Annotated in this window: 14 protein-coding genes; all 14 read right to left on the bottom strand. The window is 67.6% G+C overall.

Annotated features, from left to right (window positions below; translation table 11 throughout):
* Nucleotides 1-309: 309 nt before the first annotated feature.
* A complete protein-coding gene (locus DQ384_RS39345; RefSeq protein WP_147269081.1) occupies nucleotides 310-1,188 on the bottom strand; it encodes a hypothetical protein in 879 nt (292 codons plus the stop codon).
* A gap of 425 nt (nucleotides 1,189-1,613) precedes the next feature.
* On the bottom strand, nucleotides 1,614-2,048 hold the full coding sequence (locus DQ384_RS39340; RefSeq protein WP_220183384.1) for a DUF6573 family protein: 435 nt from the start codon (nucleotides 2,046-2,048) through the stop codon (nucleotides 1,614-1,616).
* Between the two features lie 214 nt (nucleotides 2,049-2,262).
* Nucleotides 2,263-3,300, bottom strand: coding sequence for a hypothetical protein (locus DQ384_RS40735; RefSeq protein WP_147269080.1), 1,038 nt, complete (start codon nucleotides 3,298-3,300; stop codon nucleotides 2,263-2,265).
* Nucleotides 3,301-3,510: 210 nt separating this feature from the next.
* On the bottom strand, nucleotides 3,511-4,269 hold the full coding sequence (locus tag DQ384_RS39330; protein ID WP_147269079.1) for a DUF6927 domain-containing protein: 759 nt from the start codon (nucleotides 4,267-4,269) through the stop codon (nucleotides 3,511-3,513).
* A gap of 461 nt (nucleotides 4,270-4,730) precedes the next feature.
* A complete protein-coding gene (locus DQ384_RS39325; protein ID WP_114033984.1) occupies nucleotides 4,731-5,153 on the bottom strand; it encodes a hypothetical protein in 423 nt (140 codons plus the stop codon).
* A gap of 655 nt (nucleotides 5,154-5,808) precedes the next feature.
* The gene (locus tag DQ384_RS39320; protein WP_114033983.1) at nucleotides 5,809-6,051 is read right to left on the bottom strand and encodes a hypothetical protein; all 243 of its coding nucleotides are present in this window, start codon (nucleotides 6,049-6,051) and stop codon (nucleotides 5,809-5,811) included.
* 131 nt (nucleotides 6,052-6,182) lie between these two features.
* A complete protein-coding gene (locus tag DQ384_RS39315) occupies nucleotides 6,183-6,668 on the bottom strand; it encodes a hypothetical protein (RefSeq protein WP_114033982.1) in 486 nt (161 codons plus the stop codon).
* Between the two features lie 82 nt (nucleotides 6,669-6,750).
* Nucleotides 6,751-7,611: a hypothetical protein gene (locus tag DQ384_RS39310; RefSeq protein ID WP_220183383.1), complete on the bottom strand. Its 861-nt coding sequence runs from the start codon at nucleotides 7,609-7,611 to the stop codon at nucleotides 6,751-6,753.
* Between the two features lie 184 nt (nucleotides 7,612-7,795).
* A complete protein-coding gene (locus DQ384_RS39305; RefSeq protein WP_181871681.1) occupies nucleotides 7,796-9,112 on the bottom strand; it encodes a DUF4007 family protein in 1,317 nt (438 codons plus the stop codon).
* 503 nt (nucleotides 9,113-9,615) lie between these two features.
* Nucleotides 9,616-10,704: a DnaB-like helicase N-terminal domain-containing protein gene (locus tag DQ384_RS39300; protein ID WP_114033979.1), complete on the bottom strand. Its 1,089-nt coding sequence runs from the start codon at nucleotides 10,702-10,704 to the stop codon at nucleotides 9,616-9,618.
* Nucleotides 10,705-10,710: 6 nt separating this feature from the next.
* Nucleotides 10,711-11,838 (bottom strand): DnaB-like helicase N-terminal domain-containing protein, encoded by a 1,128-nt coding sequence (locus tag DQ384_RS39295; RefSeq protein WP_181871680.1) that lies wholly within the window; start codon nucleotides 11,836-11,838, stop codon nucleotides 10,711-10,713.
* A complete protein-coding gene (locus tag DQ384_RS41950) occupies nucleotides 11,835-12,623 on the bottom strand; it encodes a hypothetical protein (RefSeq protein ID WP_181871679.1) in 789 nt (262 codons plus the stop codon). The genes DQ384_RS39295 and DQ384_RS41950 overlap by 4 nt, the downstream gene beginning before the upstream one ends.
* The gene (locus tag DQ384_RS39285; RefSeq protein ID WP_114033976.1) at nucleotides 12,620-14,326 is read right to left on the bottom strand and encodes a type IV secretory system conjugative DNA transfer family protein; all 1,707 of its coding nucleotides are present in this window, start codon (nucleotides 14,324-14,326) and stop codon (nucleotides 12,620-12,622) included. Before DQ384_RS39285 ends, DQ384_RS41950 begins: the two co-directional genes overlap by 4 nt.
* Complete coding sequence (locus DQ384_RS39280; protein WP_114033975.1) at nucleotides 14,323-15,861, bottom strand: VirB4 family type IV secretion/conjugal transfer ATPase; 1,539 nt, start codon at nucleotides 15,859-15,861, stop codon at nucleotides 14,323-14,325. Before DQ384_RS39280 ends, DQ384_RS39285 begins: the two co-directional genes overlap by 4 nt.
* Nucleotides 15,862-15,890: the final 29 nt, after the last annotated feature.

Genomic DNA, 15,890 nt, shown 5'->3' with positions numbered 1-15,890 from the left:
TGGCCGCTCAGCGCCGAGAACGCGCCCGCATCCGCAGCGAGAAACGCATCCGCTGGGGCGGCCGACCCCTGTCACCCGCCGCCTGACCAAGACCCAACCCGGTGATCGTTTCCGGTCACAGCACTAGGTGAACTAGGTGAAGCAGGTGGATGAATGAATCGGCTGCACGCAGCCGTGCGTCGTTGGTGGAAGCCAGGTGGCGCCGGACGTGCCGCTGCCGCGCCCGCCAGGGCGGCCTGGCGGGCACAACGGTGGAGCCTTGCGTCGGCCGGCTCAAAGTCGCCGACGGCCGGCATCTCAGGATTGGCGCTACTCCGGAGCGTCGCTGGCGTCGTTGTCGAGATCCAGGTCGGGGAATGACAGGCCCAGGCCCTGGAACCAGTCGCTCAGGATGTTTATGACGTCGCTGCCATTCCAGAGGCTGCCGGTCTCGATGTTGTGCTCATCAAGGGCGGCATGGAGCCGGTAAATCGCTCCGACGGCCTTGCCCGGGTCCACCGCCAGGCCCTGAGCTCCGCCCGTTGGGCGGCGGGTGTCCAGCAGGGCGAGGGTGCTGGCCGTGATCACCAGCCGCGTCTGTCCGGTGTCGTCGCGCAGGTCCGGCCCGGCGTCCTCGGGATGGATGACGACCCGCAGCGCCCCAGAGGAGGCGTCGACGTAGGCGTAGATCTGCACTCCTGCGATGACCATGCAGGGCAGCGTCTCTCCAGGCGCTGACGGGTACATGCGTGCCGTGCGGTTGGCGAGGTCAGCCTGCGATGTGGGCAGCGTTTGGAATCCCCGGCTGCGCTGGGGGCGCTGACGGCCGGGGCGGAAGTTCAGCGCGTCGATCCGCTGGAGTAGATCGGCCACCTCTGCGGCGAACGCCGCCGTGCTTGGCCCCGAGTGAGCCGTGGTGAACAGGCTGTGGTCGGACAGCCTGTTCAGGTACAACGTGTAGCCGCTGCGCTGGCGGCGGTCGGTCGGCAGTGGCCCGTCGATGCCCGATATCCAGGCGGCGTGACCTTCGGCAACCCGGACGAACAGCAGTCCTGGGGTGGTCGCGGTGACCTCGACTCCGGCGTCGGCGAAGATCGACACATCGGGTGTGTAGGCATCGGCGAATTCCTCCGCGGCGGAATCAGAGGGAGGGTTCATTGTGAGTCCTTTCAGATCGGAATGAAATGCCGTCGCAATTTGGAGTGCCATCCATTGCGACAGTCAGAACTTTACCACTTAATGCATGTATCAGTGGTCGGTACGCCACTCGCGGAAAACCCGTGTAAGCGGACTTTGCGGGAACTGAATCGCTAGCCGCGCCGGGTCGTAATGGCGCCGCCTCTATGCTCGGCAGACCCTTTCTTAGAATGGATCGAGCTGGCGCGGACGGCAAACGCAATGTGTCGCTGGACAAGGTGTTCGCCATCGCCGACGCGTTGCAAGTCGACATCGCCGAGCTGTTCACGGGGTGGAGGCGCGCGTAGGCGTCGGCCATCGCCGATGCGGTGCTCGACGGGTGTTGGGTTGGTGGCACTGCGGCCCGGAGTGGGCACCGGCTTGCACGGCGAGCATGCGCGTGGTCGTTGATGTCGGTGCGGTCGGTGGCGAGTCGTGACAGCGGCTCCGGCCTCCGTTCACGACTCCTGCGGCTGCATGATCGTGATGACGGGTGCGGGGTCGTCGCCGGGGCCGATGTGAAGGACAAGGGTCACCAGACGGGGACGGGTTCCCCTGCCAGCACGGGGCACCCGCGCCACCTCGAAGGTCGCCCGGTCGCCGGATGTGGCCGCAGCGGCGAGCTTCGCCATGGTGAGCACGTCGTGCAGGCGACCGCGCTCGTCTTGCAGCGCGGCGCCGCGCTTGCGCGCGCTGTCGGCTTCACTCCAGCTCACGCAGTCCTCCCAGACCGCGCGGGTGAGGGCGGTGTGCCAGCGAAAGGGTGAGTTGGCCGTGACGTCGACCAACTCGCCGTCGGCCAAGGCATGGGCGCGGGAGTAGATGGAGAGGTAGTCACCGAAGGGAGAGTCCGATGGCTGGTCGGGAAGCGTAGGTGCGCTCGTCGGCGTCATTGTGGCAGGCGGCAGAGGCGGCAGGTCCCATCTCCAGCCGTTCATTAAAAGGGCGAGTTCCTGCTCCCATTCGGCCAGTCGGTCATGAACGGTTGAGGGAACGGCGATCAGTCGATCGGCATCAAGGCGGCCGTGGACGGCAATGCGATCACATTGCCCTTCCAGGAGTCCGCAGGTGGGTATCGGGTCGATAGCCGTCGTGTGGTGCGGGTTGTCAAACGCTTCGGTGCACAGGGCCGCCGCTTCTATCTCGCTCAGATTGACGGCTATGAGCGCCAGGTCCGCCTGAGGGATTTGCAGCCCGGTCCAGTCTGGATCCCAGGTGATCGCCTCTGCTCGGAGCAGGTAGACATGTCCCGGGGCCGTGCTGGTGTCGGCCGGGCACCCGAGTTGCCGCATCGGCCACAAGCCTCTGCGGAGCACGGTGTCGATTTCGGTGGTGGGCACTGCCGAGTACCAGATGCCGTGGCCGACGGAAGCCGTGGACGGCGAGTATTGGTGTGGTGTCGTGGCATCTGCGGTAGAAAGCATGAACGACCTTCGGATCGGAGAGGGAAGCGCGATTCGACAGGAGTGCCACCCAGTCGAATACTGCGATTTTACCGTAAATGACTCGCCCAGATCGGGGTGCAGCTTCGGGTGGATCTGCAGGCTGCGGATCTTGCAGGGCGTAGCCGAGCGCCTCGCGCATCTCACCCGCGATCTCGCCGTGCAGGTGCGCCAGCTCCGCGCGGACGCGCACAGCGACGGTACCGAAGTCGCCGCCGAGCCGCTGCACGCTGACGAGTTGGCCGTCCACGAGGTCTTCCCATCGGTTGCCGGCCAGGATGCCGCGCGGGTCCTTGTACGGGTAGGTGTAGCCGTCGGTGTCGGCGGTCGTCGCGTCGAGGGCACGGCCGAATCCGCGGCAGCCGACGACCGTGTCGGCGTCGTTGCGGACCAGCCTGTCTACCACGATCAGGTCGACGCGGCCGGTGCGGCGCATCTCCATGGCCAGCGACAGCGCGATCAGGTACAGGGTGCCCGGCTCCGGGTCCGGCACGTGCTGCGCGGCGCCGTACACGCTGGACTGGAGGGGGACGTCCAGCCCGGCCACGTGGACGGTGGCCGCCTCGCCGGGGGTGACCGCCAGGCGGGCCACGGTGCCCGACGGCGGGATGCTGCGCAGGGGGGTGTCCGCGCCGGTGACCGTGTCCGGCGCGGACGGCGGGTAGAGGTGGATCGGGTGGGTTGTCAGGTTGACGATGTTCATGGCCCCTCCTGGGGGTCGGTGGGCGGCCAACCCGGGCGGGCCGGCCGATGGTTCCCCTCGTAGGGGCGATGAGAGAGGGGTCAGGCGCCGGTGCTGACCCTCTCGCAGAACCGCAACTGCCCCCGCGCAGTTAGGGCGCAATGTTGGCCAGGTGGACGCGGCGTGCCGCGAGGAGCGGAGCCTGTGCGGCACGCCGGATGCGCAGCAAGGTCACGACTGGGTTGGGTTCACGATCTCGTAGTCGTAGTCGGTGCGCCAGCGCGGAATGCGGTAGCGGCGGTCGCTGTCGGGGCTGCGGAACGTCGACCGGGTCTCGAAGGTGAACGTGTCGCGCTCTTCGCCGTTGCTGAACTGCATCGGCCTGGTGAACCTCAGGCACGTACCGGGCCGGACGGTCCTGGCGCGCGTCCTGGCTTGCGTTTCCCTTTCGGCGTTGGCGCGGCACCGGTCGCGCCAGTCCCTGGCCCAGCAGGTGCTGCATGTCGCGGTCCCGCCCGGCTCGTGGAACGGCGCGCCGCCATCGGGCGCGTTTGCGCCGTAGGGGTAGCCGCTGTAGCAGCGTGGTCCCGCGACCTCCGGGCGCTGTGCTGGCCGCGCGTGGCTGAGCCACTGGCCGTCTGCGGGTGTGATCTCCGCGTTGCACAGTCGGCAGTACTCCTGGTCGTGGCTGCATGTTGACAGGGGTGTCAGCAGGTCAAGAATCCGGATGGGACAGCGGTCCTCGACCGGTCCGCTGGTGTCGGACAATACCTTGTACGTGAAGTTGAAGTAGCCGCCACTGCGGCGCATGAGCACCACCAGTGCCCAGACCTCGCGTGAATCCTTTTGGCGCACGGCCGCGTAGAACACGCCGCGGACGGTCGCGCAGTCCAGGATTTCGCCCTCCTTGGTGAGCGTGTTCGGGTGTTCTTGCTCGTAGAACTCGCGGTCGGTCATTCCTGGCTCGCGGTGCATTGAGGTCCATCCCATGTGTGGTTCCTCTCTTTCCGATCGATTGGGCGCGGGTGGCCGTCCAGCGATGTTTACGCCGTGCGGGAGTCGCGGGTCCCCGCAGTCGTTACAGCAGAAGGAGTTGGTGCCGGGTTCGGCGTTGCCGGTCCGCCGGGGGTGCGGGGTGGTTTTGCCGTGGCAGAACCGGCGGTACGTACCACCAGTTCGAGTCGTCGCGGCGGTTGCCGAAGTCGTCCAGGTTGCGTAGCAACCGGTTGCGATAGGGGACCAGTTCGGTCAGTGCGCACGGGCCCGTTTCGGCCCGATCACGACTACCCGACCGATCCCTTAGATTTGGGCAGTTCGGTAGCGCGCCTCAGGCCGCCGGGCATATCAACGGTGAGGATCAGCTCGTCGTTGTCCTCGTCGCTGGTCTTCGAGAGGGCACCTCAGGCAGCGCGGGCAGGGCCGGCGCGTCGGCAGACTATGGTGCGCAGCTGTTATTCGTCCGGACCAAGCGCCTCGCGGGCCTTTTTGATGATGTCGGCCAGCGTCAGCTCGCCACGCTCCTCCATAGCCGCCTGGTCGTCGGGGTTGTCCAGAGACACCAGCCAACGGGCCAACGCATGGGCGGCCGAGTCCTCGATGATGTCACCGTTCTTGTCGATCTGCGCCAGCTCGAATTCCCCGTAGACACAGGAAAGTGTCTTCTTGCGCTGGACGATGCGATCGGTCTTGCGGTCGCGGGCGACGGTCATTGCATGGCTCGCGCCGAAGCTGCCGTCGAATGGGCCGGCGACCTGCTGGTCCGGGCTTCCGCGTTTGTAGTAGATAACGTAGTATTCGCTCTGGCTGGCCGCGTAGTTCATACCGGCCGCCCGGTTCAGCGCGGCCCGGTCCTTGGCCGTTAGCTTCGTGCTCATGTGCTTCTCCTTGTATTCGAGTCACAACTGCGCCGCATGGCGCTTGAATCTCGCTCGTCCACCACGGGGGTGACGATGCGCGTCCGGCCAAGTGCAGGGGCTTGCCGCGCTTGGGTGTCCGTCCGCGGGACGCCGGTATCTTGTGGCCCTCGACCACCTGGTGCGGCTCAGGGATTCCCAACGACACTGCGGACTGCTCGCAGTCGGAAGCGTCCAGTTCCCGAACCGGCCCCAATGCTCCGCGCCCAGTTGGAAGAAAGTCATCGAGCCAGTTACACAGCTGGTCACGCGACAGCCCGAGCGCCTCCGACGAGGCGATGTGATTGATGGCCCTCGCAGCCGATGACGACGTGCTTTTGCCACCCAGCTGAATACATTCATTTTACCACTAAATGCACGATTCGTGGATAGGTCTTGCCGTCTGTCTGCCCTGGTGGTGACCCCCGCGCTGCCGGGGTCCGCCAGCGCCGCGCGGCCTCGGCCGTCATCCACTGGTTTCCGGAGGTCGGTAGGGAGAGGTCACCAGACCTCGGCGTCGGTATGTCCACCGCATGGCTGCGGGTCGGGTTTCGAGCCGTGAAGATCTGTCGCCGAGCCCGGCATCTTCACGAGGGGTTCGGTGCCGGGCAGGCATTGAGCCTGCCCGGCGAGGGTGTTAGAAGGAAGGTTCGTCGTCCAGGACGTTCGGGCCGTCGTGCAGGGGGTTGAAGCTGTCGACATGCGCGTCGGGGGCGGCGTCGTTCGCCCGCCGGCGGCGCGCACGCTCGAGGGTCTCCTCCACTGCGCCCTGCCGGTCCAGCAGGGCAACCAGCTCCTCCATCCGCGCGGGCCTCTCCTTGGCCAGACCGGGGAAGAGTTCAGCGCGCTGGGCGAAGGTGAGCCATGTCAGCGTGCGCATTGGGAGCTCAAGGCTCGGCTCCCCTGCCGCTGGTCGACGACCCGCAGATACGGTTCTTCGCGGCCGTCATGGTGTCCGGGGTGGATGTAGGTCCTTGTCGGCGTTGTCGTAGCAGTAGGTCAGGCGAGCGGTCACCTGGCGTCAGCTCCCGCGAACTTCAGTTCGTAGGTCTCGCCCAGCGCGGTCATGAAGAGCTGAGTCGCCTCGGCGTCGTCAGCAGGCGGCTCGGTGGGGAGGTCCGGCCGCTTCAGGTCGTTGACGCGCTGCCAGTTCTCCCGCGCCTCGATCACTAGGGCGTTGAGGGCCTCGCCCGCCGTGCCGAAGGTGTGCTTTTCGGCGCCATGGCCGCCGTCGTAGCGCAGAACCCAGGTGCGGGGCTCGTGCCCATCCGTCCGCTCGGCGCACAGCGTGTGGTCGAAGTCGGGCTTTCCCACGCACCAGGCGTACAGGGGCTCGACGGGGATCCACTCCTCGCCCTTGCGCTGCAAAATCGTCACGTGCTCGCAGGGCAGTTCTCGCGCGCGGGCGTATACCGACTCCTGGTTGCCGTACGGCTCGATCGTTCCGCTCCGGCGGCCGAGCGCCCAGTCCGGTGTGGCGATGATGATGGCGTCCATGTGTGTTTCCTTTCGGGGTGAGGGCTGGCCGGTGGGTTGGCCGGCCAGCCCGGTTTCTACGTCGTCGGGTTACCCGTGGTGATCAGGCACCTGCCTCGACGGCGGCTTCCGGGGGGATCTCTGTGCGTCGGCAGCCATAAGGAGAGCAGCCGGGGGGCTCCTCCTCGTAGCGGGCGAGGCTGATCTCCCCTTGACGGCCGCGCCATTCGTGCGCGGTCACACGGTCGATGTCCGCCTGTGCCAAGGCGACGCGGGAACGGTGGACGAAGGCACGGCCTTTCAGCGCAACGCCCGCGGCGGGGTGGCCGTGGCGGATTTGCTCGTCGAATTCGACTGCGGCGGCCCAGTCGTCAGGCTGGGTGTCGCGCATGGCCCGCCAGCGGCTGTTTCCGGAGAACGGGCACCCGATGCAGGCGGACTTGGGTGTGTTTTCCAAACCGTACTGCGCGAGCATGTCCATGCAGTCCTGGCGGGTCATTCGCAGCCGGATCAACGGGTATTCCAGCTCGTTGTAGGCGCCTGGCGGTTCGTCTCTTACCCGCCGCTCCTCATCGAATGAGAAACCGATGTGCTGCATAGCGTAGCGTCCGGCGGGCACTTTTCCGACATGGCCGTCTTCGATGGGCGCGCCGAGCACTGCGCGGACGCTGCGCCTGATGGGCTTGACCTTGTATTCGTCGGTGCATTGGCGTCGCAGCATGCCGCGGCCGCCCTGGTCGCCCAGGATGTGCAGGGGCATGGTGGCGTAATGGCCCGATGGTTTTAGCGCGTCGTGGCGGATGTTTCCGGCGCTGATTCTGATGAACGGGATGTCCGCCGCGTGGGCGATCTCCTGCAGTTTTTCCAGGTGCTTGTACACGGCGTCCGGTTCGAATTGGGTGTCCGCGAAGATGACCGCGTCATATCTTGGTATCTCGCGGGGGGCGAGTCCGAGCGCCGACATGATGAGGAGTGTGCTGGACTGTACGCCTGCGCCGAGAGAGCACAGGTTCAGAGTTCGGTAGGTGGCGGTGGCGCGCAGTCGCTCTAGCTGGGCTTTCGACGGCAAGGCAGGGGGGAGTTTCATACCTGTGCTTTCTTCTGGATCGGACGGTGTTGGCCGGGGTGCCACCCGGACAACACCAATATTATCGGGAATTCGAATCGAGTGGACGATTCAGTGCGCAAGCTTTTCCGGCGTTGCTCATTTGTATTCGCCGGAGGGCCGCGGGTGGTGCGTGTGCCGGGCGGAGCGCTGGAGGTGGACCGGCGAGCGGGTGGGGCCTGTCGGCGCCGACGCGGCGTGGTCGTTGGATGCGCCGGTTGGAGCCGATCCACAGGAATTCGAACGTGGACCGGCTCCGACCGGCGATGGCGGGCAGGTCAGGGGGCGGACGCGGGTGGTGCCTGATGGTGGCCGTGGTGGGGTAGAGGCCCGCCAGCAGTTCCCAGCCCATCGGCATGGCGGGACGATCGAACACCAGGGTGTCCTGCCCGAGGGATTCGACGATCTGGATGCCGGGGTGTGTCTCGATCACCGGGCGCAGCCGTTCGGTGAGCTGGGCGGTGTACAGGCGGAACACCCGGCCGGGGCCTCCGATGTCGCCGGCCAGCCGAGGGAGGGCGATGCTTGTGGCGGCCGGGTGGAGCGCGTGGCTGTAGGCCAGGCAGGCGTAGGCGAGCACGTGTGCGGGGACGGCGACGGCCGATTTGTTCACCAGATGAAGCAGTCCGTCGTTGCGGACGATCAGCAGGCCGAGCGTGGCGAAAGGGCGGTCGATGATGTCTTCGATGTGGGCCAGTGGTTGATCGGCCCAGCTGCGTGTCGCGGTGTACATGCGGACCAGGCATGAGAGCTCGTCGTCGACCACCTTGGCGCTGGGGGTCCGCCATCTGGATTCGGTCGCCAGACTGGCGATCCGGCGGTGGAACTGGTCTTTGCCGAAGGTGCTGAGCATGTGGTTGAAGGCCACGTGCCAGGCCGGTGCGCGGCATGGCGGTGACAGGAGCCACCAGTGCAGGAGCCATAGGCTGGCGGGGTCTTCCAGATAGGGGTCGACGCCGGTGTCGGGGTTCAGCAGCCAGTGCGCCCGTTCGGTGAGGCGGACCTGGTGGGCCTGGCCGGTTCCCTGGTCGTGTTCAGTGGTGAGTTTGAAGGCCCGCATCCAGAATCGGATGGACATAGCGCGGTTTCTGCTGCCGGCGGCGAGTTCGGTGATGCTGTGGTGCTGGGCGAAGAGCGTGGGATCGGCAAGGAGTGCGTTGTAGGCCCTGCCGAGCCAGCCGTAGCGGGGTGGATTGGATCGGTGCTGGGCCCAGGTCGGTGTGCAAGTGGCTGCCAGGGCATTTGGGGGGAGGTCGCCGCAGGCGGGGGTGGCAAGGGGTGGATCGGCGGCGAACAGCAGGAGTTGTTCGGCCGTTGGGGCGGTCGGCGGATGCGGCCGCCGTGCTGCGGAGTGAGGCACAGGTGCGCCTTTCTGTTTTCGGATCGGATGACGTGGTGCGTGTCATGTGGGTGCCACCACACGACATATCCCTAATTATACCTTTAAATGATTGTTCAAGGCTTTTGTCACATAGCGGGGCATTGGTGTGGAGTATGGCGGCTCGGCATTCGGCGGGAGCCCGTACCATGGGAGGTCTGAGGGACAGCACAGCGTTCCTTCGGATCGGAAAGAAGGCCGGCGGACAGGGGTGCCACCCGCGATCTCCCAGGAGGTCATCCGCCGGCCTTCGTGCTTCGCAGGTGAAAGATCGCAGGCCGTGCGCCCATCGCGACACCCTGAGCCTGATCAGGCGCCGATCCCCTGTCCGGATGCCTCAGCGCCCGGCCGTGAACCTGTCGATCAGTGAACTTGGGACACTCCAGACTGCGACGCGCAGTCGTGCGCGCTTACGTTCTTCGCCGCCTGCGGCCGAGTAATGCTGACAAGGTCAGCCGTCGGCGGCTCAGCCGTGCGAGAGGCGGTTACGACGCCGTGCGGAAGGTTACGGTCTCGTTGCCCGTATCGCCCTGCTCAGGCGAGACGTAGGGCAAGAGGGCGTGGAGCGATCGTCGGCCGGTCAGGGCGGTGAGCTCCTGTTCTGCCGACGTGACCAGGGAAGCGACAGGGATGCGCTGGTCGATGACACCCTCGGCGAGGCGGGCGCTGGCCAGCTGCGCCTGGGCCACGGTCGCTGCCTCGAGGATTTGTGCGGCTATGTACAGCGGCGCGACGGGCGGCGGGCCGGTGAAGGTGCGCAGGAACTGCATGCTCGCCTGATCGTCAGTGAGGATGCCGCGGTGTCGTAGTTCCCAAGTGGTGGTGAGGATGTCGATCGGTGTGCCCTGCGTGCGCATGTCGAGCAGTGCGGCGAAGATCGCGCCGCGTGTCGGATCGGCGAAGTCGGCAGGATCCAGAAAGTCCCGCACCTGATCGATGAGCTGGGGGGCGGCGATGAGACCGGTCAAGAATTCCCGCTCGCGCTGGGCGGCTAGTGCGGCGGCCTGGTCGGAGGAGGGGGGGCCGCTCACTTCGGGAAGGGCGTGTCGGGGGGAGGTGGGCAGGGTGGCAAGGCGTTGCGACAGGTACGCCATTTGTATCCGGGCGACGGTGCTGACCTCGAACAACTGGTCCATGTCGGCGTCGCCGCGGGCAAGGACGTCAACGATTTGGGCCAAGCGTGTGGCGTGCAGGCCGACGGCTCGGCGAGCGTCGGCCTGCACCACCATGAGCCCGTAGCTTGCGATGTTGCCTTGCCTGGGGCAGCTCTCCATCAGGGTGTGCAGGTAGGCGCCGGTCACTCCGGGCAGGTGCCCGGTCTTTTCCAGTAAGATGGCTGGCGATGGCGTCCCAGTGGCGCCGTCGCCGTCCAGACTCATCAGGATTTTGTAGAGCTCGCCGTGCGCGGGGCGGTAGAAGTCCAGCGCTTCCAGCCAGCCGCGCACCTGATCGCGTTGATCGAAATCGAGCAGCAGGGCTCCCAGCAGTGCCTGCTCGGCGCGGATATCCAGCCAGGAGGCCTCGTAGAGGCTGGCCTCGTGGCTGGCGGTTGTGCGGGGGTCGCTGGGCGGCACGGGCGATCACAGGCTTGTGCGCGCGGGTGGGGTGGACGGGTGGACGATGATGGGCGGCGGCAACGCGGCAGGCTCGGCGGGGGCAGTAAACGCAGACGACGCGGCAGGCGCGCTGTAGGAGACGTCGGCGGTCCTGAGCGCACGTGAGTCTCCCCACCGTCGTGCCGCCTCGCCCAGGACGGCATTCGCCCGCAAGACGGCCGCCTCGGCGCGGCCGCCGGCGCGGAGCAGTTGCCTGGCCTGGCTGTCCAGCCCGCGGCCGATTGACTGGCGCACCAGGTCGCGGGCCAGGTGCATCGCCTCTCCTCGCTCGGCGCGGTCGTAGCGCGCGATGAACGCGTCGATGTCCATGTCGAGCCCCCCATTCATGGCGGCGTCCCAGACGACCGTGACCACATCGAAAGGTTGACCGCTGTCATAGAGCTTCAGCAGTGCGGTGTACAGCTCCCCGCGGCCGGGTGCGGTGAAATCACTGGCCTCCAGCCATCCCCGGACGTCTTCGATCTGGAATGGATCGCCGATCAGGGAGGCGATCAGGCGGTCCTCCCGGGCGGCTTGCCGGCGCGCCTGGGCGGCTGCCTGGTACCGCGCGAGCAAGAACCACCGTGGGACCGGGGCGGCTTGTGGGTCGCTGACAGCAGGCGGGCGGGGGGTTGCAGTCGTGGCCGGGTCGACTCGCCACCGGTCGGCCAGCTTGGCTACTACCCGGCGGGCTTCGTGGAGCTCGTCGCCCACCAGTTCCATGGCGGCGGGATCGGCCTGCGCCAGTGCGGCCGATACTCTGCCGATGTGGTGGGCGATGAGCCGCATGGTGTGGGCCTCGTTGACCAGGAAGCCGTAGTTGACCGCACGGCCGGAAGGGGCGGAGGCGGCCAGGTTGGCCAGCCAGCGCGCGTTGCGGTTGTGCCGTAGCGCAGTGGCGCCGCAGGCTCGCCGAAACCGGTTCACGCCGTCGATGGTGTGCATGTTGGCCTCAGCGGCTGCCTTGACCATGGTGGCGAACAGGTCGCGGTGCAGGGGGGTTGAGAAGTCCTCGGCTTGCAGTCCGGCCAGGTCCGCCACGCCGTGCACTGAACGGGGGTCGTTGAGCAACGCACCGAGCAGGGCTCGTTCGATGAAGTGGATTGGCGTCATCGCAGGGGCCTGTTCACCTCGGAGGCCTGGGCGGCGCTCTGTTCGGCGCGGGCGACGGCGGCCAGGCCGGCGGCGAGTTTTGCCGCCCGCCGGTCCAGGTCGTTGCTCATATCGGCATCCAGGACTCGGATGTAGGCCTCTTCGTCGCCCAGCCACCAGGATTGGTCGTATTTGACCGCGGGAGTGCGGCCGAGCCGTTCGGCCTGGCCGGTGGCGATGAGGGTGGTGATCTCGGCGGCGGGCAACACCATGGCGGGGCGTCCGCTGCGGGGTATCGGGGGTGCAGAGGTCATTTCGGGGCTCCTTGAGGTCGGCCAGAACGGAGGGCAGGTCGCGGGGGCGGTGGCCCAGGGCGAGGTGACCACCCAGACGTCGAATTCCTCGATGGGATCGGCGCCGCGCACGTTGTCGTGTTCGCCGCGCAGGCATAGTCCCGGGTATCCCAGCGTGGCCGCGTGGCGATCCAGCAGGTCGTAGAACGAGGCCAGCGGCAACTCCGAGTCGGGGTGGTGGACGCGCAGCCATTCGACATAGATGCAGGTGAGTCGGTCCAGTGGCCCCGGATGCACGTACCAGCAGGCCGGGATGCGGTCGGTGAGCACCAGGGGTGGATGCACCTGGCGGGAGAGCATCCAGGCCACCCAGTCGGCCATGTGCTTCATCTGGGCGCGCCGATCGACCGGGTCCATGGCCTCCCACACCCAGCGTGGCGCCTCGGCGGGGGGCGGAGGGGCAGCATTGGCGGTGGCCGGCGGGGTGGGCAGGTAGCCGCTGGTGAGGGTCATGGGGTTTTCGCCGGTCGGGTGAGGGCGAGCAGGGCCGGGTCGTCGAAGACGCGGCGCATGGTGATGCGCATCGGTCGCAGGTTGGCGTATTGCAGCAGAGCGTGCCATTCGGTGAGCTGTTGCAGGGCGTGGATGGGGGCCAGTTCGTCCTTTTGCACGTTGGTGGAGGAGGTGTGGCGCCCCTCGCTGTCGGTGGAGGATCCGGCCCTGCTGACGGTGGCGTGGCCGAGCATCTTGGAGAAGTACTCCAGGGTGGACATGTCTCCCACCCCGGGTAGCAGGAGGCGCATCTTGCTTTGCGACAGGATGGTGCGGGCGGCTTCTTGGCCGTAGCGGGTCTGCAACTGGGCCAGGTCATGCCAGACGGTGAGCAGTTGGATGCCCATGCCGCGGGCGGTGGTGAGCAGGGTGGGCAGTTGCGGGTAGCGGAATACGTTGCCGGCTTCGTCCAGGTCCAGCAGCAGCCGGGGGTTGAGCGGGCCGCCCTTTTCGTAGCGCTTTTCGGCCTCGTAGATGATGGAGGCGATCAGCGCGGTGAACATGGGGGCTAGGGTGTCGGCCTGGCTGGGCGGTGCGACGATGCACACGGTGCCGCGTTGGTCGATGAGGTCTGCGGCGGTGAAGTCGCTGGTGGTGGCGCTGGCGCGGACCCGGGGGTTGGCGTAGGCGTCGACCACGGCGGCGGCGGTGAACAGCACGCTGCCGATGCCGTCGGGGTGCAGGCGCCATACCGAGTCGTAGTTGTCGGCCATCTGCATGTAGTCGTGCTCGGTGAGGATCGCCCGTACCTCGTGGCGGACGTCTTGCCCGTCCAGGCACCAGCGGTAGAACCGCTCGGCTCCCCCGCCGGACAGGTGGGCGGCCATCAGCACCGGGCCGACCATCGCGCGGGCTTTGAGGACCCAGGGCCGGGCGCGGGGGTCGTCGCTGAGGCCGGAGGACTCGCACAGCCAGCGGGCCATCCGGTCGGCGCTTTCGTCATCGGTGGCGTAGGCGACCGGTGACCAGTGGGCGCGGGTGATTCCCTCGACCCCTTCGGGGGCGATCACCCACACGGGCCCGTAGCGGGCGCGTCCTTCGATGAGCCATTGCAGGTCACGGCCTTTTGCGGTGCTGACCACGCAGGGGCCGTCCCATTCAAGGGCGGCGGGGACGACCAGGCCGAGGGTCTTGCCTGATCCGTTGGGGCCGAACACCGTGGCCGAGATGCAGTCGTCTCCGGCGAGCAGGGACTTGGTGCGCTGGCTGCGCCCGGCGACGATGCGGCCCGGGCGGCGGGCGGGATCCTCTGGGACGGCGATGCGTTGTTCCTCCGCGCGCTGTGCCCAGCTGGCCCCTGCGGCGGGCCGCTGGGAATGCCAGGTGCGAAGGCGCCGCAGTACGACGACGGCCACGGCGCCGGTGGCGACCAGCAGCGCGATCCAGAGCAGCCAGAACACGCCGGTGGGGGGCGCCGGTCGGCCGGTGGCCTGTTGCCAGGCGGTGTCGGTGTCTGCGGTGATGACCAGGCGCACGACGAAGGTCTCGGCGGCGGAGAAGGTGCCTGTGGGCCAGCCCCGCCCGGTGAGCACCGCGGCCAGGGCCTGGGCCAGCCAGGCCGACTTGGTCACCGTCAGGGTCATCAGCACCAGTCCGGCGACCATGATGAACGGCTCGGCTCCGGCCAGCAGGCCGCCGTGCTCCTGGCTGGCTGCGCGGCTCATCGCTGACCTGTCCCGGCGGCCGGGACCGGCTGGTCACCGGCCCCGCCGTCGGTGGGGGTGGCGGGTTGATGGTCGGTGTGGGTGAAGCGGGCTTCGGCGGGACTGCGCACGTGCTGGACCACATACGAGCGGTTGTCGTGCACCTTCCACAGTCCCACCCCGGGACGCAGGCGCCGCAGAATTTGCTCCTCGGCGGTGTTGACGCCGAAGTAGGTGCGGCACAGGTCCATCTGCTGCGGCTTTTGCCTGTAGAGCACCACGGTGCCGGTGTCGGCGATGAGCGACATCGCCAGCGCCTCACGTTCGCTGCCGGCGTCGCCGGCGGTGAGCAGGTCGCCGGGTTTGTGCAGGACCAGCCAGTTGGACACCAGGTCTCGCCGCGCGAGTTTGATCATGGCCTGGTACCAGCGCAGGGTGCCCAGGGTCAGGTCGGCCCAGGCCTCATCGGCGAGCACGAACCGGCGCCGGCCGTCTCGGCGGCTGAGTGCCGATTGCAGCCAGGAGGTCGCGCAGATGCGTACCAGAGGTAGCGCGGAGCGGCGCTGGGCCAGGATGTGGGACAGATTGATGACGATCAGCCGTGACCTGGGGCCGGCGTCGATGTTGGTGGGCTCGTCGAACATTCCGCGCAGGTCGCCGTCCATGAGCCGTTGGAAGCCCATGATCAGATCGGCGGTCTTCTCCCGGAGTTCTTCGCGGCTGATGGGCAGCTGGTCGATGAGTCGGAGGCTGGGGGCGAGCATCACGTCGACCACTTCGGGCAGCACCGGGACGCGCAGCCGGTCGGCGGGGGTGAGGCTGCCGGTGCCGTCGCCACGGAGCTGGATGCCGGCGTCGGTGACCTCGGCGACGGCGATCTTGCACAGGGTGAGCTCGGCTTGGGTCAGCGGGCGGTCCAGCACTGCGGTGGCCAGTGCCACCAGCATGGCCAGCTGCCGTTCGGCGACGGTGTCACGGTGGTCTTCCCACTCCTCTCCGGCGTCGAAGGGGTTGAGCCGGGCGGGAAGCCCGGGGCCGAGCACGACCGGTTCGGCGCCTAGAAAGCGCGCCAAGTCGGAGTACTCGTCTTTGACGTCGGTGATGAAGGCGTCGCGGCCGAACTCGTATCCGCGGGCGATCATGCATTTGACAAGCGTCGACTTGCGGCTGCCGATCTCGCCGAACATCATCGCGTTGGGGTTGGTGACGATTCCGGCGTCATACCATTCCCACGGGTCGTGACAGAAGGCACCTCCGCCCAGCAGGTTGTGTCCCACCAGTTGGCCGAGCGCGCCCACGCCGGAGTCGGCCATCCACGGGAAGACGGCTTGCAGCACATCGGAGGTCGCCTGGTGCGGGGTCAGGCGCAGCCGTCGCAGTTGCCGGCCCGACATGGGGCGCAGTGCTCCGTCGCCGAGCACGCCGGGCAGGCGTTCGATGGCCTGGGCGGGTCCGGGCCGGGCGCGGCGGGGCCGGGCGGGAGCTGGCAGGGCGGTGACGTCGGCGGCCTGGACCGCCGTCACGGGGCCGGGAGGGGGCGTGCGACGGATCTTCATGGGCTTTCTCCTGGGGTTCGTGGGGGGCG

The sequence above is a fragment of the Sphaerisporangium album genome (assembly GCF_003323745.1).
GTDB classification, from domain to species: domain Bacteria; phylum Actinomycetota; class Actinomycetes; order Streptosporangiales; family Streptosporangiaceae; genus Sphaerisporangium; species Sphaerisporangium album.
The sequence above is the reverse complement of the archived record's forward strand: the minus strand, read 5'-3'. Positions and strand labels throughout refer to the sequence as shown.